At 59.5% G+C, this 18,618-nt stretch carries 18 protein-coding genes; 10 read left to right on the top strand and 8 right to left on the bottom strand.

Going from position 1 to position 18,618, the window contains the following annotated elements:
* Positions 1-137 precede the first annotated feature (137 nt).
* Positions 138-1,628: an ATP-dependent RNA helicase RhlB gene (gene rhlB, locus AC3WMT_RS05355; protein WP_103305205.1), complete on the bottom strand. Its 1,491-nt coding sequence runs from the start codon at positions 1,626-1,628 to the stop codon at positions 138-140.
* Between the two features lie 109 nt (positions 1,629-1,737).
* Complete coding sequence (locus AC3WMT_RS05350) at positions 1,738-2,394, bottom strand: alpha/beta hydrolase (protein ID WP_103305206.1); 657 nt, start codon at positions 2,392-2,394, stop codon at positions 1,738-1,740.
* A gap of 468 nt (positions 2,395-2,862) precedes the next feature.
* Between AC3WMT_RS05350 and AC3WMT_RS05345 the strand changes: the two genes are divergently transcribed.
* The 4 genes from AC3WMT_RS05345 (at position 2,863) to AC3WMT_RS05330 (ending at position 7,024) form a co-directional block, all read left to right on the top strand.
* Entirely contained in the window at positions 2,863-3,894 is a 1,032-nt protein-coding gene (locus AC3WMT_RS05345) for an amino acid ABC transporter substrate-binding protein (RefSeq protein WP_103305207.1), read from the top strand.
* A gap of 65 nt (positions 3,895-3,959) precedes the next feature.
* Positions 3,960-5,141, top strand: a complete 1,182-nt coding sequence (locus tag AC3WMT_RS05340) for an amino acid ABC transporter permease (RefSeq protein ID WP_103305208.1) — start codon at positions 3,960-3,962, stop codon at positions 5,139-5,141.
* Between the two features lie 10 nt (positions 5,142-5,151).
* A complete protein-coding gene (locus tag AC3WMT_RS05335; protein WP_103305209.1) occupies positions 5,152-6,246 on the top strand; it encodes an amino acid ABC transporter permease in 1,095 nt (364 codons plus the stop codon).
* Positions 6,247-6,259: 13 nt separating this feature from the next.
* Positions 6,260-7,024, top strand: coding sequence for an amino acid ABC transporter ATP-binding protein (locus AC3WMT_RS05330; protein ID WP_103305210.1), 765 nt, complete (start codon positions 6,260-6,262; stop codon positions 7,022-7,024).
* Positions 7,025-7,079: 55 nt separating this feature from the next.
* On the opposite strand, the gene AC3WMT_RS05325 is transcribed toward AC3WMT_RS05330, so the two are convergent.
* Together AC3WMT_RS05325 and AC3WMT_RS05320 are read right to left on the bottom strand one after the other, a co-directional pair.
* Positions 7,080-7,562 carry a type II toxin-antitoxin system MqsA family antitoxin gene (locus AC3WMT_RS05325; RefSeq protein WP_103305211.1) on the bottom strand — a complete coding sequence of 161 codons (483 nt, stop codon included), beginning with the start codon at positions 7,560-7,562 and terminating at the stop codon, positions 7,080-7,082.
* Positions 7,559-7,870 carry a type II toxin-antitoxin system MqsR family toxin gene (locus AC3WMT_RS05320; RefSeq protein WP_103305212.1) on the bottom strand — a complete coding sequence of 104 codons (312 nt, stop codon included), beginning with the start codon at positions 7,868-7,870 and terminating at the stop codon, positions 7,559-7,561. The genes AC3WMT_RS05325 and AC3WMT_RS05320 overlap by 4 nt, the downstream gene beginning before the upstream one ends.
* Before the next feature lie 166 nt (positions 7,871-8,036).
* Here AC3WMT_RS05320 and AC3WMT_RS05315 point away from each other — a divergent pair, with 166 nt between their 5' ends.
* From AC3WMT_RS05315 to AC3WMT_RS05295, 5 genes are all read left to right on the top strand, one after another.
* On the top strand, positions 8,037-8,696 hold the full coding sequence (locus AC3WMT_RS05315) for a FadR/GntR family transcriptional regulator (RefSeq protein ID WP_103305213.1): 660 nt from the start codon (positions 8,037-8,039) through the stop codon (positions 8,694-8,696).
* Positions 8,686-9,978 (top strand): CynX/NimT family MFS transporter, encoded by a 1,293-nt coding sequence (locus AC3WMT_RS05310; protein ID WP_103305214.1) that lies wholly within the window; start codon positions 8,686-8,688, stop codon positions 9,976-9,978. The genes AC3WMT_RS05315 and AC3WMT_RS05310 overlap by 11 nt, the downstream gene beginning before the upstream one ends.
* Positions 9,979-10,184: 206 nt before the next feature.
* Positions 10,185-10,655 (top strand): nuclear transport factor 2 family protein, encoded by a 471-nt coding sequence (locus tag AC3WMT_RS05305; protein WP_103305215.1) that lies wholly within the window; start codon positions 10,185-10,187, stop codon positions 10,653-10,655.
* 39 nt (positions 10,656-10,694) lie between these two features.
* Complete coding sequence (locus AC3WMT_RS05300) at positions 10,695-10,997, top strand: GIY-YIG nuclease family protein (RefSeq protein ID WP_008083651.1); 303 nt, start codon at positions 10,695-10,697, stop codon at positions 10,995-10,997.
* A gap of 84 nt (positions 10,998-11,081) precedes the next feature.
* Entirely contained in the window at positions 11,082-12,017 is a 936-nt protein-coding gene (locus tag AC3WMT_RS05295; RefSeq protein ID WP_103305216.1) for a glutathione S-transferase family protein, read from the top strand.
* A 169-nt stretch (positions 12,018-12,186) separates the two neighbouring features.
* Here the strand turns inward: AC3WMT_RS05295 and AC3WMT_RS05290 are convergent, their stop codons facing one another.
* Positions 12,187-12,537 carry a glutaredoxin family protein gene (locus AC3WMT_RS05290; RefSeq protein ID WP_034154584.1) on the bottom strand — a complete coding sequence of 117 codons (351 nt, stop codon included), beginning with the start codon at positions 12,535-12,537 and terminating at the stop codon, positions 12,187-12,189.
* The gene (gene yejK, locus AC3WMT_RS05285) at positions 12,537-13,541 is read right to left on the bottom strand and encodes a nucleoid-associated protein YejK (protein WP_103305217.1); all 1,005 of its coding nucleotides are present in this window, start codon (positions 13,539-13,541) and stop codon (positions 12,537-12,539) included. The genes AC3WMT_RS05290 and yejK overlap by 1 nt, the downstream gene beginning before the upstream one ends.
* 395 nt (positions 13,542-13,936) lie before the next feature.
* Here yejK and AC3WMT_RS05280 point away from each other — a divergent pair, with 395 nt between their 5' ends.
* The gene (locus AC3WMT_RS05280) at positions 13,937-14,218 is read left to right on the top strand and encodes an HU family DNA-binding protein (protein WP_003221909.1); all 282 of its coding nucleotides are present in this window, start codon (positions 13,937-13,939) and stop codon (positions 14,216-14,218) included.
* Positions 14,219-14,408: 190 nt separating this feature from the next.
* Here AC3WMT_RS05280 and rlmF read toward each other — a convergent pair whose 3' ends face one another.
* A complete protein-coding gene (rlmF, locus tag AC3WMT_RS05275; RefSeq protein ID WP_103305218.1) occupies positions 14,409-15,428 on the bottom strand; it encodes a 23S rRNA (adenine(1618)-N(6))-methyltransferase RlmF in 1,020 nt (339 codons plus the stop codon).
* 259 nt (positions 15,429-15,687) lie between these two features.
* Positions 15,688-18,534, bottom strand: coding sequence for a valine--tRNA ligase (locus AC3WMT_RS05270; RefSeq protein WP_103305219.1), 2,847 nt, complete (start codon positions 18,532-18,534; stop codon positions 15,688-15,690).
* Positions 18,535-18,618: the final 84 nt, after the last annotated feature.

Raw genomic sequence — 18,618 nt, 5'->3', positions numbered from 1 at the left:
GCAGGCTCCGAAGACAAAATCTAAACTAATTTTTCCATTATGGACTTTTAGTTTTCTCTCGCAAGCACCTGTTGAAACGCCGGGCGAAAAAAAAGCGCAGTCCGTTGCCGGCTGCGCTTTCTCTTTAATAGCGTCGCTTACTGCGGACGCTTGCGCTCAACCGCTCGCAGCAGATGCGTCGGCGGCGTTTCACAGCTGATCTTGCGACCGAGCTTCTCTTCGATGGACGGCAACTGGTAGGAGTCGTCTTCACCGGCGAAGCTGATCGATACACCATCGGCGCCGGCGCGACCGGTACGGCCGATACGGTGCACGTAGTCGTCCGGGACTTCCGGCAGGGTGAAGTTGATCACATGGCTGATGCCGTCGATGTGGATGCCGCGACCGGCCACATCGGTGGCCACCAGCACGCGAATCTTGCCTTCGCGGAAGCCTTCCAGGGTCTTGATGCGCTTGTGCTGCGGCACATCGCCGGACAGTTGCGCGGCGTTGATGCCATCGCGCACCAGACGCTCTTCGATACGGCGCACTTCGTCCTTGCGGTTGGCAAACACGATCACCCGCTCCCAGCCGTTATCGTTGACCAGGTTGTAGAGCAGTTTGTATTTGTCAGCGCCGGCCACCGCATAGATGTGCTGCTCGACGTTTTCGTTGGCGACGTTCTGCGACTCGATCTCGACGATCGACGGGTCGGTGGTCCATTGCTTGGCCAGGTTCATCACGTCTTCGGTGAAGGTCGCCGAGAACAGCAGGGTCTGGCGCTCGGACTTCGGCGGGGTCTGACGAATGATCTGCCGTACTTGCGGGATGAAACCCATGTCGAGCATACGGTCGGCTTCGTCCAGCACCATCACTTCGACCATGTCCAGGTGCACATCGCCGCGCTGGTTGAAGTCGAGCAGACGGCCCGGGGTCGCGACGAGGATGTCGCAGTGGCGTGCTTCGAGGTGCTTGAGCTGCTTGTCGAAGTCCATGCCGCCCACAAACGTCATGACGTTGAGGCCGGTGTACTTGGTCAGGTCGGCGGCGTCCTTGGCGATCTGCACCACCAGCTCACGGGTCGGCGCGATGATCAGCGCACGGGGTTCACCCATGTAGCGCTCTTTCGGCGGCGGCGTTTGCAGCAGTTGGGTGATGATCGAGATCAGGAACGCGGCGGTCTTGCCGGTGCCGGTCTGCGCGCGGCCGATGGCGTCTTTGCCGGCGAGGGTGAAACCCAGCACCTGCGCCTGGATCGGCGTGCAATACGGAAAGCCCAGGTCCTGGATGGCGTGCATCAGTTCCGGGGAGAGCTTGAAATCGTGGAAGCGGGTTTTGCCTTCCTGAGGCTCGACGACGAAGTCTTCGAGTTTCCACGGGATAACCGCGGCCTTGGGCTTGGGTTCGCGGCGTGGTCTGGCCGGTTTCGGTGCTTCGCTGCTGGCGCTTTCGGCGACTGGAGCAGCCGCTGGAGTGGCGACGGCGGCCGGTTTTGCCTCTTGTTTCGGAGCCGCTACGGTAGCGGGGCGGTCGGCCTGGCGGGCATCGCTGCGATGGCCGGGGGCGTGCGACGGCGCACTGGGAACTGGCGCGAGCTGCTCAGCCTCGCTTTTACCGAACATCTTCTTGAGTGCTTTGAGCACGGTCATCTCATCAATTGATTAAGGAATGTACGCCGGCCAGTGTAATGCAAGAATCGGGCGCGGCGTAGTGGGAGGGATCAAAGGCAGTTGCCGTGGCTGAAAACAGCCAGCGCGATCAGCGCAGGCGCTCGCTCAACCACACACCGATGTCGCGGATTTCTTCGGGTAACACTTCGTGCTCCATTGGGTATTCCTGCCATGTCACGGTGACACCATGGGCCTTCAGATACTCATAGGCGGTACGTCCCATGGAGTTCTGCACCACGTTGTCGAACTGACCGTGCAACGACAGGACCGGAATGCGCTGCTGGCTGGCAGACAACTCCAATTCTTCGCTGAACGTCGGCGCATACGTCGACAGTGCCAGTACGCCACCCAACGGTCCCTGCCATTTCAAGAAAGCGGTGTGAAAAACCACCGCGCCACCCTGGGAGAAACCGGCGAGGAAAATCCGCGAGGCGTCTATTCCGCTGGCGCGCTGTTCTTCGATCAATTCAATGATGCGATCCGCCGACGCTTCCAGCTCATCACGATCGATCGCCCGGGCCGGGCTCATGGCCTTGATGTCGTACCAGCTCGGCATGGCATATCCGCCATTAATGGTGACCGGGCGGGTCGGCGCCTGGGGCAGAACGAAGCGCGTGCTCAACAGGCTTTCCTGCAACGCTTCGGCCACTGGCAGAAAGTCGTAGCGGTCGGCACCCAGGCCGTGCAGCCATATCACGCAGGCGTCTGCGGGCTTAACAGGCTGAAGAATCAAGGGCTCGGTCATGGCTGCTCCAAATATGTGCGGGCGCTCTCATTAAGTGCGTGATTGGAGTGCGCGCCCGGTTGATCCGTTAAGAAGATGTCGCAAGGGTACAAGTTTTGCTATTGACCTGTCGCCCGATCAGTTCGGCATCCAGTGTGGTACGGGCTTTGCTATGGAGGACTTTGTACGAAGCGTCCTACGCGTGGCGGTAACACTATCAGTGTACGACTCGCGACGGGATAGCAACGAATCCGGTGATGGATGTTCGCCAATGGCCGCTACGGGCTTAGCGAACGTGACAGGGCTACAGCCCGTTCGGCCGATTGGTGAGAAGTGAGTTGTCCATGATGTGGATTTTCTCCTACTAGACTCATAGCGAAGGTCTTACGTCGGTTGACCCCAAAAAAAGCCAACACGGGTCAACAACGCCTCAAAAGGGTGCGACTGGACTCAAGCTCCGACACAACAAGAGCAAAACTGGAGGTTTGAATGAAGATGTTGAAATCCACTCTGGCAGTCGTGACTGCGGCAGCAGTACTCGGCGTCAGCGGGTTCGCTCAGGCGGGTGCAACCCTGGATGCCGTACAGAAGAAAGGTTTCGTGCAGTGTGGCGTGAGCGACGGTCTGCCGGGCTTCTCGGTTCCCGACGCTACCGGCAAGATCCTCGGCATCGACGCTGACGTCTGCCGCGCTGTGGCCGCTGCCGTATTCGGCGACGCGACCAAGGTCAAGTTCAGTCAGTTGAACGCCAAGGAGCGCTTCACCGCGCTGCAATCCGGCGAGATCGACATTCTGTCGCGCAACACCACCATGACCAGCTCCCGTGACGCGGGCATGGGCCTGAAATTCCCGGGCTTCATTACCTACTATGACGGCATCGGCTTCCTGGTAAACAACAAGCTGGGCGTGAAGAGTGCCAAAGAGCTGGACGGTGCAACCATCTGCATCCAGGCCGGTACCACCACCGAACTGAACGTTTCCGACTACTTCCGCGGCAACGGTCTGAAATACACCCCGATCACTTTCGACACCTCCGATGAAAGCGCCAAGTCGCTGGAATCCGGTCGTTGCGACGTGCTGACCTCCGACAAATCGCAACTGTTCGCCCAGCGCAGCAAGCTGGCTTCGCCGAAGGACTACGTGGTTCTGCCGGAAACCATTTCCAAAGAGCCACTGGGCCCGGTCGTACGTAACGGCGACGACGAGTGGCTGGCCATCGTCCGTTGGGTCGGCTACGCGCTGCTCAACACCGAGGAAGCCGGCATCACCTCGAAGAACGTCGAAGCTGAAGCCAAGTCGACCAAGAACCCGGACGTCGCCCGTATGCTCGGTGCTGACGGCGAGTACGGCAAGGACCTGAAACTGCCGAAGGACTGGGTCGTGCAGATCGTCAAACAAGTCGGCAACTACGGCGAAATCTTCGAGAAAAACCTCGGCAAGAGCACTCCGCTGGAAATCGACCGTGGCCTGAACGCCCTGTGGAACAACGGCGGCATTCAGTACGCACCACCAGTGCGCTAATGGTTCTATCACCCGGCGGGCCAACCGCCGGGTGATGTTCTGTTCCATTTCTTGCGGGGCACTTCATGCAAAATTCAATCGGCGCACCAAAGCAGAGGCTCAGCCTCAGCGATCCACGAGTGCGTGCGTGGCTATTCCAGATCATCACCGTTGTGGCGGTGGTCTCGCTGGGCTGGTACTTGTTCGACAACACGCAAACCAACCTTCAGCACCGGGGCATTACCTCCGGTTTCGGCTTTCTGGAGCGCAGTGCCGGGTTCGGCATCGCTCAACACCTGATCGACTACACGGAAGCGGACAGCTATGCCCGCGTCTTTGTCATCGGTTTGCTCAACACCCTGTTGGTGACAGTGATCGGCGTGATTCTGGCGACGATCCTCGGTTTCATCATCGGTGTGGCGCGGCTGTCGCAGAACTGGATCATCAGCAAACTGGCGACGGTGTACGTGGAAGTTTTCCGCAACATTCCGCCGCTGCTGCAAATCCTGTTCTGGTACTTCGCGGTGTTCCTGACCATGCCGGGGCCGCGCAACAGCCATAACTTCGGCGACACCTTCTTCGTCAGCAGCCGTGGCCTGAACATGCCGGCAGCGTTGGCGGCTGATGGCTTCTGGGCTTTTTTCGGCAGCGTCGTGGTGGCGATCATCGCGACCGTGCTGATGTGCCGTTGGGCCAACAAGCGCTTTGAAGAAACCGGCGTACCGTTCCACAAGTTCTGGACGGGGCTGGCGATCATGTTGCTGATCCCGACCTTGTGCGCACTGATCTTCGGCGCACCGCTGCACTGGGAAATGCCCAAGTTGCAGGGCTTCAACTTCGTCGGTGGCTGGGTACTGATCCCTGAACTGCTCGCGTTGACCCTGGCCTTGACTGTTTACACGGCAGCGTTTATCGCCGAGATCGTCCGTTCGGGGATCAAGTCGGTCAGCCACGGCCAGACCGAAGCGGCCCGTTCCCTAGGTCTGCGCAACGGCCCGACCCTGCGCAAGGTGATCATCCCGCAAGCCCTGCGCGTGATCATTCCGCCGCTGACCAGCCAATACCTGAACCTGGCGAAAAACTCCTCGCTGGCGGCCGGTATCGGTTACCCGGAAATGGTCTCGCTGTTCGCCGGCACGGTACTCAACCAGACCGGTCAGGCGATCGAGGTGATTGCGATCACCATGAGCGTGTACCTGGCGATCAGTATCAGCATTTCCCTGCTGATGAACTGGTACAACAAGCGCATTGCGCTGATCGAGCGGTAAGGAAAAGCGCATGAGTACTCATACTTTCAAACCCGACATGCCCCCACCGAACAGCAGCATCGGCGTGGTGGCGTGGATGCGCGCGAACATGTTCTCCAGCTGGCTCAACACCCTGTTGACCCTGTTTGCGTTCTACCTGATCTACCTCGTGGTGCCACCGATCCTCAGCTGGGCGATTGTCGATGCCAACTGGGTCGGCACCACCCGCGCCGACTGCACCAAGGAAGGCGCCTGCTGGGTATTCATTCAGCAGCGATTCGGCCAGTTCATGTACGGCTACTATCCGCCGGAACTGCGCTGGCGCGTGGACCTGACCGTGTGGCTGGCGGTCATCGGCGCGGCGCCTTTGTTTATCTCGCGTGTACCGCGTAAAGCGATATACGGGCTGAGTTTCCTGGTGCTGTACCCGATCATTGCTTTCATCCTGCTGCACGGCGGCTTCGGCCTGACCAACGTGGCGACCAGCCAATGGGGCGGCCTGATGCTGACCCTGGTGATCGCCACTGTCGGTATCGCCGGCGCCCTGCCGCTGGGGATTGTGCTGGCGCTGGGACGACGCTCGAACATGCCAGCGATTCGTGTGGTCTGCGTGACCTTCATTGAGTTCTGGCGCGGTGTGCCGTTGATCACGGTGCTGTTCATGTCCTCGGTGATGCTGCCGCTGTTCCTGCCCGAAGGCATGAACTTCGACAAGCTGCTGCGGGCGCTGATCGGCGTGATCCTGTTCCAGTCGGCCTATGTGGCCGAAGTGGTGCGCGGCGGTCTGCAAGCGATCCCCAAGGGTCAGTACGAAGCGGCTGCAGCGATGGGCCTCGGTTACTGGCGTTCGATGGGCCTGGTGATCCTGCCGCAAGCCCTGAAGCTGGTCATTCCCGGCATCGTCAACACGTTCATTGCGCTGTTCAAGGACACCAGTCTGGTGATCATCATCGGCCTCTTTGACCTGCTCAACAGCGTCAAGCAAGCCGCTGCCGATCCGAAATGGCTGGGCATGGCCACCGAAGGCTACGTGTTCGCCGCCCTGGTGTTCTGGATTTTCTGTTTTGGTATGTCGCGCTATTCCATGCATCTGGAACGCAAGCTCGACACTGGCCACAAGCGTTAGGAGTTCTCTGTAAATGAGCGAAGCAAGCAAAAAGCCAGTGGGCCCTGAAGGCATTATTCAGATGCAGGGCGTCAACAAGTGGTACGGCCAGTTCCACGTGCTGAAAGACATCAACCTCAACGTCAAACAGGGCGAGCGTATCGTCCTGTGCGGCCCGTCTGGTTCCGGCAAGTCGACCACCATTCGTTGCCTCAATCGTCTGGAGGAACACCAGCAGGGCCGCATTGTGGTCGATGGTGTGGAACTGACCAACGACCTCAAGCAGATCGAAGCGATCCGCCGCGAAGTCGGCATGGTGTTCCAGCACTTCAACCTGTTCCCGCACCTGACCATTTTGCAGAACTGCACCCTGGCGCCGATGTGGGTACGCAAGATGCCCAAGCGCAAGGCCGAGGAAATCGCCATGCATTATCTGGAACGCGTACGCATTCCGGAGCAGGCGCATAAATTCCCGGGGCAACTGTCCGGCGGTCAGCAGCAGCGTGTGGCGATCGCCCGCGCCCTGTGCATGAAACCGAAAATCATGCTGTTCGATGAACCGACTTCAGCGCTCGATCCGGAGATGGTGAAAGAGGTGCTGGACACCATGATCGGTCTGGCCGAAGACGGCATGACCATGCTCTGTGTGACTCACGAAATGGGCTTTGCCCGCACCGTGGCGAACCGCGTGATCTTCATGGACAAGGGCGAAATCGTTGAGCAGGCGGCGCCGAATGACTTCTTCGACAATCCGCAGAATGAGCGGACGAAGTTGTTCTTGAGTCAGATATTGCATTGATGGTTGGTCGTTAAAAACAAACCCGGCCTTGTGCCGGGTTTTTTACCTTTGCTGTTCAGGACATGGTCAGCGTTTCGTGTTCTTTGTGAACTGTATCCTTGAATCCTCGCAAATCTGCTCCTTCGCCCAAAGCGCGCGCATCGGTGAGGAGGTGTGGGTGACGATCAAGCAGGCGCATCAGCACTATCAGGGCTTTCGGTGGGAGCGAGTCGCCGCGTTCATATCGTGAAAACGCATTGTGCCCGCCACCTGACAACAACAGCACCGCTTCCTTCTGTGACAGATGCAGCTTGCGGCGGATGCGCTTCATCTCGTTACCGATCATCTGTCGGCCGGCAATGACGAGTTCGTCACTCGCATTCGAGTAGCGTAATGCGCTATCGGGGTCGAATATGACTTCCCCGCATGCCTGACACTCCCATCCAGACAAATCATCAAGACGACGCTCCATGCCTTTTACGCTCATGGTTTCAGCACGACATTCAAAGTGCCGCATTCCTTCAGGTGCTCCGCAACTGAAGCATTGTTTCGTGTTCATGGGTTTTTCTCCTTGAAGGAGATCACCGGAGGTTCACCGCCTGAGCAATAAGTGACCTTGATGTAAATCTCCAGATCATGCGAAGTGATGTGATACACGTCTTGCCAAACCCGATGGTCGCCATAGGTCGTCATCGATTTGTACAGCATCCTGTTTTGCAGTTCGAAAACGACGTCCTGCATTTCCTTGAGGCTCAGGCCCATGTCTCGACCGCTTTTGCGTGCAGTCCTGGTAAATGCGTTTATTCCGAGCCTTCTGACATCCTCCTTGATCACCGCCAAGTTGTAGTGGGGTGTATTTTTCTCCATAAAAAATCTTGAACCTTTCCCTAAAATTACCCTTAAAGGGTAATTTTGACCAATCGAAAATCCCGCTCCATGTGTCTCCGATTGACCCTAGGAGGTTGCCGTCCTACGTGGGTCTGACTAACATGTCGGAAAATTCATCCTATGATTGGATGAAAGGGCGAATCCTATGTCAGACATTTCTCCACTCATCAAACGATCTCTGGTCGATCAGGCCTTGGACCAGCTCCGTCAGCGCATCAACAGCGGTGCCTGGCAGGTTGGCGAGCGGTTGCCGACCGAGCCCGAGCTGTGCGCCGAGCTGGGCATCAGCCGTAACACCGTGCGTGAAGCCATGCGCGTATTGGCGTTTTCCGGATTGATCGACATCCGTCAGGGCGACGGCAGTTACTTGCGCGCAGTCGTCGATCCCATGGACACGCTCAAGGCGCTGTCCAGGTGTTCGCTGGATCAGGCGCGGGAAACCCGGCACATCCTCGAAGTCGAGGCCATTGGCCTGGCGGCATTGCGCCGCACCGATGAGGACCTCGCCGCATTGCGTGAGGCGCTTGGCACCAGCGGCAGCCACTATCACGGCGATCTCGACACTTACATCGCTTGCGATCTGGTGTTCCACCGCCGCTTGGTCGATGCCGCGCACAACCCGACCCTCAGCGAGCTCTATCGCTATTTCTCCAGCATCGTCGGCGCGCAATTGCGCCAAACCCTGAACATCGTCCCGCGCCGTCAGGAAGTGTTCGACCTGCACATCGAGTTGCTCGATGCGGTCGAACAACGTGACCCGGAACGGGCCAAAGCTTTATCCAGGCAGTTGATAAATGAACCTTGAAACCGAGAAGTCCATGTCCCGCAGTGAGATATCCACAACCCCGAAGCTTGAAGAGCTGCTGATCGATGCCGAGGCCGATGACGAGGAGGTGCAGCAAAGCCATCCGTTGGTGCGGCGCCCGTGGTTGCTGCTGTTGGGGCTGATTCTGGTGGCACTGAACCTGCGTCCGGCGCTGTCGAGCATGGCGCCGCTGCTCAGTGACGTCTCGAAAAGTCTCGGTCTGTCCGCCGCTCAGGCCGGTTTGCTGACCACGTTGCCGGTACTGTGCCTGGGGCTGTTCGCCCCGCTGGCGCCGATTCTGGCGCGGCGCTTCGGTGCCGAGCGCGTAGTGTTGGGCATTCTGCTGACACTCGCGGGCGGCATTATCCTGCGCAGCAACTTCGGTGAAATCGGTCTGTTTGCCGGCAGCGTGCTGGGCGGCGCGAGCATCGGCATCATCGGCGTATTGCTGCCGGGCATCGTAAAACGCGACTTTGCCAAACACGCCGGCACCATGACCGGTGTCTACACCATGGCCTTGTGTCTGGGCGCAGCGATGGCGGCGGGTTCGAGCGTGCCGCTGAGCGAACATTTCGATCACAGCTGGGCCATGGGACTCGGTTTCTGGGTGATTCCAGCGCTGGTGGCGGCGGTGTTCTGGCTGCCGCAAGTCGGGCAGAAACACGGTGCACATAACGTCGCCTATCGCGTGCGCGGTCTGCTGCGTGATCCGCTGGCCTGGCAGGTGACCTTGTACATGGGCCTGCAATCGTCGCTGGCCTACATCGTGTTCGGCTGGTTGCCGTCGATCCTGATCGGTCGTGGTCTGACGCCGACTCAAGCGGGTCTGGTGCTGTCCGGCTCGGTGATCATCCAGCTCGCCAGTTCGCTCGCCGCACCGTGGCTGGCGACTCGCGGCAAGGATCAGCGCCTGGCGATCGTCGTGGTGATGGCGCTGACCCTCGGTGGCCTGTTCGGTTGCCTGTACGCGCCAATCGAAGGCCTGTGGGGCTGGGCGATTTTGCTGGGGCTGGGGCAAGGCGGTACGTTCAGCCTGGCGCTGACTCTGATCGTGCTGCGCTCGCGGGATTCTCACGTCGCGGCGAACCTGTCGAGCATGTCTCAGGGCTTCGGCTACACGCTCGCGTCGATGGGGCCGTTTGCGGTTGGCATCGTGCATGACTGGACTGGCGGCTGGAATGCGGTGGGCTGGATCTTCGGCATTATTGGTACCGGTGCGATCATTGCCGGCCTCGGTGCCGGGCGTGCGCTGTACGTGCAGGTGCAAAGCGAGAAGATTTAAACACCGCTTACCAGTGTGGGAGCGAGCCTGCTCGCGAAGGCAATTGAGCATTCAACATCTGTGTTGACTGACACACCGCTTTCGCGAGCAGGCTCGCTCCCACACCGGATGTGTGCACTCCGGGTATTCGCTGCGCGAATGCCGATAGTGTTTCGGGACGTTGCAGATTATCGTGATGGCCATCTGTACATTTCCGGAGGTTGCCCATGAGTGAAGCCCACGCCGCGTTGATCACCCGTTTCTACCAGGCCTTCCAGCGCCTCGATGCCGAAGGCATGGCCGCGTGCTACACCGATGACGTGGTCTTCAGCGATCCGGCCTTCGGCCAGTTGCGCGGGCGCGATGCCGGCGACATGTGGCGCATGCTCACCACTCGGGCAAAAGACTTCTCGCTGACCTTCGACAACGTCCGCGCCGACGAGCGCAGCGGCGGCGCCCATTGGGTGGCAACTTATCTGTTCAGTCAGACCGGCAACGTCGTGATCAACGATATCCAGGCGCGCTTCGTCTTCCGTGACGGCAAGATCTGCGAACACCATGACCACTTCGATCTGTGGCGCTGGTCGCGTCAGGCCTTGGGTTTCAAAGGCCTGCTGCTGGGCTGGACGCCACTGGTGCGCAACGCCGTCCGTGCCCAGGCACTGAAGGGACTGAAGGCATTTCAGGCCGGTCGCTGATAAGATCGCGGCCTGTTTCCTACACGCCTTGATCCCGAAGTGACCAGCCTTAGCGAAAAATCTGTCGATGTTGCCGAACCGGTGAGCAAGTCCTGGTTCGTCTACCTCGTTCGTGCGGCCAACGGCTCGTTGTATTGCGGGATCAGTGACGATCCCGTGCGTCGTTTCGCCAAGCACCAGAGCGGCAAAGGTGCACGGTTCTTCCTCTCCAGCCCGGCCATGGCGCTGGTCTACACCGAGCTGTGCCGAGACAAGAGCGACGCGCTGCGCCAGGAACGGCTGATCAAAAAACTGCGCAAGAGCGCCAAGGAATGTCTGGTCGCGTCTTATCAATCTGACTGATTGGTTCCCATCAGCCAGATCTGTAGGCTGCTAAGTAAATGCGCGCTAAGCTGCCGACTCACTATCTGAGCGGCGGAGCCGAGCATGTCCGAGTTGATTCTGCACCACTACCCGACCTCCCCATTTGCCGAAAAGGCCCGCCTGCTGTTGGGTTTCAAAGGCTTGTCCTGGCGTTCGGTGCATATCTCGCCGGTGATGCCGAAGCCGGATCTGACGGCCCTGACCGGCGGTTATCGCAAGACCCCGGTGCTGCAGATCGGTGCCGACATCTACTGCGACACATCGTTGATCGCCCGTCGTCTGGAGCAGGAAAAGGCATTGCCGGCGTTCTTCCCCGAAGGTCAGGAAATGACCAGCGCCAGTTTCGCGGCGTGGGCCGATTCGGTGGTGTTCCAGCATGCGGTCAGCCTGGTGTTTCAGCCTGAGTCAGTGGCGGTCCGTTTCGGCAAGCTGCCGCCGGAAGCGATCAAGGCGTTCATTGCCGACCGTGCCGGTCTGTTCAGTGGCGGCAGTGCCACCCGGCTGTCGGCTGAACAGGCCAAGCATCAATGGCCAACGATCATGGCGCGCCTGGAGCAGCAGTTGCAGCGCGAGCAGGGCGACTTCCTGTTTGGTGAGCCGTCGATTGCTGACTTCGCGCTGGCGCATCCATTGTGGTTCCTCAAAGCGACTCACGTGACCGCGCCGCTGGTGGATGAGTATCCGGCTGTTTCGGCCTGGTTGGGTCGTGTGCTGGGTTTTGGCCACGGTGCGGCGAGCGAGATGACCTCGGAAGAGGCGTTGGAGGTTGCGCATAATGCGACACCGGCGGCGTTGCCGGATGAGCAGTTCGTCGATCCGAACGGCTTCAAGGCTGGGCAGCAAGTGGCGATTGCCGCGACGGATTACGGGGTTGATCCGGTGGTGGGTGAGTTGCTGTTTGCCGGCCGTGAAGAGCTGATCCTGCGCCGTGAAGACGAGCGTGGCGGTGTGGTGCATGTGCACTTCCCGCGCTTCGGCTTCCGTATCGAAGCACGCTGATCAGCAAGTCGAATCTGACCTGGTGGTGAGAGGAGCAATTGTGGCGAGGGTATTTATCCCCGATCGGCTGCGCAGCAGGCGCTAATCCTGTCAATGCGCATTGCGGCTGAAAAGCTGGGGCCGCTTTGCTGCCCATCGGGGATAAATCCCCTCGCCACAGGGGAGTGCGTTATTTCAGGGCGGCGAGGATTTCGTCCGGGTCAAACCCGCGAATCAATGTCCCGTTGACGTCAATCAACGGAATCCCGCGCCCGCCCAATGCCTCATACGCCTTGCGCGCTTCAGCATCCTTCTCGATATCGAACTCCTTGAAAGGAATCCCCTTGCTGTCGAGAAAGCGCTTGGTCTGCTTGCAGTAGCCACACCAGTCGGTGGCATAGAGCACAACATTGGCTTGAGCCCGCGTCTGCTCCGCGACCATCTGCGACGGATTAAACACCCGCTCGATCTTGCCCCAGTTCTGATAGACCACGACCACCAGCAGAACCAGCGCGACCTTCTTCAGCACATTGCCGAGCATCAGTTGCGGCGCTTCAGCTGATCGGTCAGCGAAGTCGGTAGGCCTTTGATCACCAGGGTGCCAGCCTCTTCGTCGTACTCGATCTTCGAGCCCAGCAGATGCGCTTCGAAACTGATCGACAGGCCTTCGGCGCGGCCGGTGAAGCGACGGAACTGGTTGAGGGTGCGCTTATCCGCCGGGATCTCTGGCGACAGGCCGTAGTCCTTGTTGCGGATGTGATCGTAAAAAGCTTTCGGGCGCTCTTCGTCGATCAGCTCCGAGAGCTCTTCCAGGCCCATCGGCTCGCCGAGCTTGGCCTGGCTGCTGGCGTAATCCACCAAGGTCTTGGTTTTCTCGCGGGCGGAGTCTTCCGGCAGATCTTCGCTCTCGACGAAGTCACTGAAGGCCTTGAGCAAGGTACGGGTCTCGCCCGGGCCGTCGACGCCTTCCTGGCAACCGATGAAGTCGCGGAAGTACTCCGACACCTTCTTGCCGTTCTTGCCCTTGATAAACGAAATGTATTGCTTGGACTGCTTGTTGTTCTGCCATTCGGAGACATTGATCCGCGCCGCCAGGTGCAACTGACCGAGGTCGAGGTGGCGCGACGGGGTCACGTCCAGCTCATCGGTGACGGCCACACCTTCGCTGTGGTGCAGCAGGGCGATCGCCAGGTAATCGGTCATGCCTTGCTGGTAGTGGGCGAACAGCACGTGGCCACCGACCGACAGGTTCGATTCTTCCATCAGCTTCTGCAGGTGCTCGACGGCGACTTTGCTGAACGCGGTGAAGTCGCGGCCGCCCTCCATGTACTCCTTCAGCCAGCCGCTGAACGGGAACGCACCGGATTCCGGGTGGAACAGGCCCCAGGCTTTGCCCTGTTTGGCGTTATAGCTCTCGTTGAGGTCGGCGAGCATGTTCTCGATGGCTGCAGACTCGGCCAGTTCCGTGTCACGGGCGTGCAGAACTGCGGGCGTGCCGTCGGGTTTTTTGTCGATCAGGTGGACGATGCAATGACGGATCGGCATGGGCTTCTCGGCTGTTGGAAGGGAGGAGGGCAGGCTCCCCCGAAAAAGCGCCCAGTGTACCGCAACCACTGGTTTTGGCGCGGGGTGAAGGGCAAATCCGGGGCGGGTAGCAGCCCTTATGCAGTTTTTTACCGATTTAGAGCAATAAACCTGACCAAATGGGTAGCTAGAGGCGGATATTTCCCCGTCTCTGTGCTAGTTTTGCCCGGTCTTACGCGAAGTCACTGCGTTAAGCGTGCAATCAGCATTTGTCAGGTCGAACCAAACCCTGATTTCGGTATCTATAACCCGACTCGTCGTGGTTATCGCCGAGGGTGCCAGATCCAGAAGATCGGGCTCGATGGCTGACACTGCACTCTGCAATCCATATGAATTTGATAGGGAAGGAACACTACATGGCTCTTACTAAAGACCAACTGATCGCCGACATCGCTGAAGCTATCGACGCGCCGAAAACCACCGCGCGTAACGCTCTGGACCAACTGGGCCAAATCGTTGCCGATCAGCTGGAAAACGGCGGCGAAATCACCTTGCCAGGTATCGGCAAGCTGAAAGTGACCGAGCGTCCTGCCCGCACTGGCCGTAACCCTTCGACTGGCGCTGCCATCGAAATCCCTGCAAAGAAAGTGATCAAGCTGGTTGTGGCCAAAGGCCTGACCGACGCTGTGAACAAGTAAGACGCAGCGATAAAAAAACCGTGCTCCGGAGCGATCCGGGCACGGTTTTTTTGTGTCTGCGATTTGGCGATGCACGCTCAACCTTTGTAGGAGCGAGCCTGCTCGCGAAAGCGGTGGGTCAGTCACCTTGAATGTCGACTGATATATCGCTATTGCGAGCAGGCTCGCTCCTACAGGGGGCTGCGCTGCGTTAGCGGGTCCAGCGCTCGCGGCGCCAGATCTGCTGTTCGGACTTGGTCTGGAAGGTCCAGGCGACGAAGCGGCTCTGTTTCTGTCCTTGAGACATCTCAACAACTTGACTTTCCAGTACACCGGCCTTTTTCAGCGCCGTTTCGATGGCTGGCAGGTTCGAGGCTTTCGACACCAGGGTGCTGAACCACAGTACTTTGTGCTGGAAGTTCGCGCTCTCGGCGATCAGTTGCGTCACGAAGCGTGCTTCGCCCCCTTCACACCACAACTCGGCCGACTGCCCACCGAAGTTCAGTACCGGCAGTTTGCGTTTCGGGTCAGCCTTGCCCAGTGCGCGCCATTTACGCTCGCTGCCCTTGGTCGCTTCGTCCATCGAAGCGTGGAACGGCGGGTTGCACATGGTCAGGTCAAAGCGTTCGCCCGGCTCCAGCAGACCAATCAGGATGTGCTTGCGGTTCTCCTGTTGGCGCAGCTTGATGACCTTGTTCAGGTCGTTGGACTGGACGATGGCCGTGGCAGCGGCAACGGCTGTCGGGTCGATTTCCGAGCCAAGGAAGTGCCAGCGGTATTCGCTGTTACCGATCAGCGGATAAACGCAGTTGGCGCCCATGCCGATGTCCAGCACGTTGACGATCGCGCCGCGCGGGACCTTGCCGTCGTTCATGCTGGCCAGCAGGTCGGCGAGGAAGTGCACGTAATCGGCACGGCCCGGCACTGGCGGGCAGAGGTAATCAGCCGGGATGTCCCAATGCTGAATGCCATAGAACGACTTGAGCAGCGCCCGGTTGAACACCCGTACCGCGTCCGGACTGGCGAAGTCGATGCTTTCCTTGCCATACGGATTGATGATCACGAATTTCGCCAGTTCTGGCGTGGTCTTGATCAGCGCCGGGAAGTCGTAACGACCCTGATGGCGATTGCGCGGGTGCAGGCTGGCCTTTTCACGCGGTTCAACGGCTTTGGCCGGGGTCGCGGAGTCAGGTTTCTTGCGCGCAGGTTTGGGTGTGCGGGGGGCGGTCATGGGCGTGGTCGATTCGGGTATGGCTGAAAGTGGCGGGTATTGTCCCACATCCAGCCGCTGTGAACGTAATGCAAAGAACACCGAGGAGCCTGTGGGAGCCGGCTTGCCCGCGATGGCGGTGTATCAGTCGACATAAATGTCGCCTGACCCGACGCTATCGCGGACAAGCCCGCTCCCACAGGGTTCTTCGGTGGCTGTGAAATTGCAGAAACAAAAAAAGGAGGCCAATGTGGCCTCCCTTTTTCATCGCGGCTTGCCCTTACAGGCTGGAAATCCGCGCGTGCTGCTCGGCCAGTTTGCCCAAGGCCTGTTCAGCCTCGGCCAGTTTGGCGCGTTCCTTCTCGATGACTTCGGCCGGGGCCTTGTCAACGAAACCGGCGTTGGACAGTTTGCCGCCAACACGCTGGACTTCGCCCTGCAGACGCAGGATTTCCTTGTCCAGACGCGCAAGCTCGGCGCCCTTATCGATCAGACCGGCCATTGGCACCAATACTTCCATCTCGCCAACCAGGGCGGTAGCGGACAGTGGCGCTTCTTCGCCGGCCGCCAGAACGGTGATCGATTCCAGGCGCGCCAGCTTCTTCAGCAGCGCTTCGTTCTCGGTCAGGCGACGCTGGTCTTCAGCGCTGACGTTTTTCAGGTAGATCGGCAGCGGTTTGCCCGGGCCGATGTTCATTTCGCCACGGATGTTGCGCGTGCCGAGCATCAGGCCCTTGAGCCATTCGATGTCGTCTTCGGCCGCCGGATCGATGCGCTCTTCGTTGGCCACTGGCCAAGGTTGCAGCATGATCGTCTTGCCCTGAATGCCGGCCAGCGGCGCGATGCGCTGCCAGATTTCTTCAGTGATGAACGGCATGAACGGATGCGCAAGACGCAGTGCCACTTCCAGTACGCGAACCAGCGTACGGCGGGTGCCGCGCTGACGTTCAACCGGAGCGTTTTCGTCCCACAGCACAGGCTTGGACAGTTCCAGGTACCAGTCGCAATACTGGTTCCAGATGAACTCGTACAGCGCTTGCGCGGCGAGGTCGAAACGGAACTGATCGAGTTGACGGGTCACTTCGGCTTCAGTGCGTTGCAGTTGCGAGATGATCCAGCGATCCGCCAGCGACAGCTCGTAGGCTTCGCCGTTCTGGCCGCAGTCTTCGCCCTTGTCCAGAACATAACGCGCGGCGTTCCAGATCTTGTTGCAGAAGTTGCGATAGCCTTCGACGCGGCCCATGTCGAACTTGATGTCGCGACCGGTGGACGCCAGCGAGCAGAAGGTGAAACGCAGGGCGTCGGTGCCGTAGCTGGCGATACCGTCGGCGAACTCGTCGCGGGTCTGCTTCTCGATCTTCTTCGCCATTTTCGGCTGCATCATGCCCGAGGTGCGTTTTTGCACCAGCGCTTCAAGCTCGATACCGTCGATGATGTCCAGCGGGTCAAGGACGTTGCCCTTGGACTTGGACATCTTCTGGCCTTGGCCATCACGCACCAGACCGTGTACATAAACGGTCTTGAACGGCACCTGCGGCGTGCCGTCCTCGTTCTTGATCAGGTGCATCGTCAGCATGATCATCCGGGCAACCCAGAAGAAAATGATGTCGAAACCGGTGACCAGCACGTCGGTGGAGTGGAATTTCTTCAGGAACTCGGTCTTTTCCGGCCAGCCGAGGGTGGAGAACGTCCACAGGCCCGCGCTGAACCAGGTGTCGAGCACGTCGTTGTCCTGTTGCAGCGCAACGTCCGGGCCGAGGTTGTGCTTGGCACGCACTTCGGCTTCGTCGCGGCCGACGTAGACCTTGCCCGACTCGTCGTACCAGGCCGGAATCCGGTGGCCCCACCACAACTGACGGCTGATGCACCAGTCCTGGATGTCGCGCATCCACGAGAAGTACATGTTTTCGTACTGCTTGGGCACGAACTGGATACGGCCGTCTTCAACGGCAGCAATCGCCGGCTCAGCCAACGGCTTGGTCGACACGTACCACTGGTCGGTCAGCCACGGCTCGATGACGGTGCCGGAGCGGTCGCCTTTCGGCACTTTCAGGTTGTGATCGTCGACGCTGACCAACAGGCCGGCGGCGTCAAACGCAGCGACGATCTGCTTGCGCGCTTCGAAGCGCTCGAGACCGGCGTATTCAGCCGGGATCTTGCCGTCGACGCTGTCGTTCAGCGTGCCGTCGAGGTTGAACACCTGCGCCGCAGGCAGCACGTTGGCGTTCTTGTCGAAGATGTTCAGCAGCGGCAGGTTGTGGCGCTTGCCGACTTCGTAGTCGTTGAAATCGTGGGCCGGGGTGATTTTCACGCAACCGGTGCCGAATTCAGGATCGCAATAATCGTCGGCAATGATCGGGATGCGGCGGCCAACCAGTGGCAGCTCGACAAACTTGCCGATCAGGGCTTTGTAGCGCTCGTCGTTCGGGTTAACCGCGACGGCGGAGTCGCCGAGCATGGTTTCCGGACGAGTGGTCGCGACGATCAGGAAATCGTTGCCTTCAGCGGTTTTCGCGCCGTCGGCCAGCGGGTACTTCAGATTCCACAGGAAACCTTTCTCGTCGTGGTTTTCCACTTCGAGATCGGAAATCGCCGTGTGCAATTTGGTGTCCCAGTTGACCAGGCGCTTGCCGCGATAGATCAGGCCGTCTTCGTGCAGGCGCACGAACGCTTCTTTAACCGCTTCCGAGAGGCCGTCGTCCATGGTGAAGCGCTCGCGGCTCCAGTCTACGGACGAGCCGAGGCGACGGATCTGCCGGCTGATGTTGCCGCCCGACTGATCCTTCCACTCCCAGACTTTCTCGAGGAATTTCTCGCGGCCCAGGTCATGACGGTTCTGGCCGGTGGCTTCCAGTTGACGCTCCACCAGCATCTGCGTAGCGATACCGGCGTGGTCGGTGCCCGGCTGCCACAGGGTGTTGCGACCCTGCATGCGGCGGAAACGGATCAGGGCGTCCATGATCGCGTTGTTGAAACCGTGACCCATGTGCAGGCTGCCGGTGACGTTCGGCGGCGGGATCATGATGGTGTAGGAATCGCCCGCGCCTTGCGGTGCGAAATAGTTCTCGGACTCCCAGGTGTTGTACCAGGAAGTTTCAATGGCGTGCGGCTGGTAGGTCTTATCCATGCGCGGCGGGACCCTATTGGCATTTATTCAGGAAAAGCCGGGAAGTATAGCGGGGCATGGGGCCGAGGGCGAGCGGGGGAGGGG

This window comes from Pseudomonas sp. FW305-7 (genome assembly GCF_058786735.1).
Note: the sequence above shows the minus strand (reverse complement) of the source record. Positions and strands in the feature narration are given on the sequence as shown.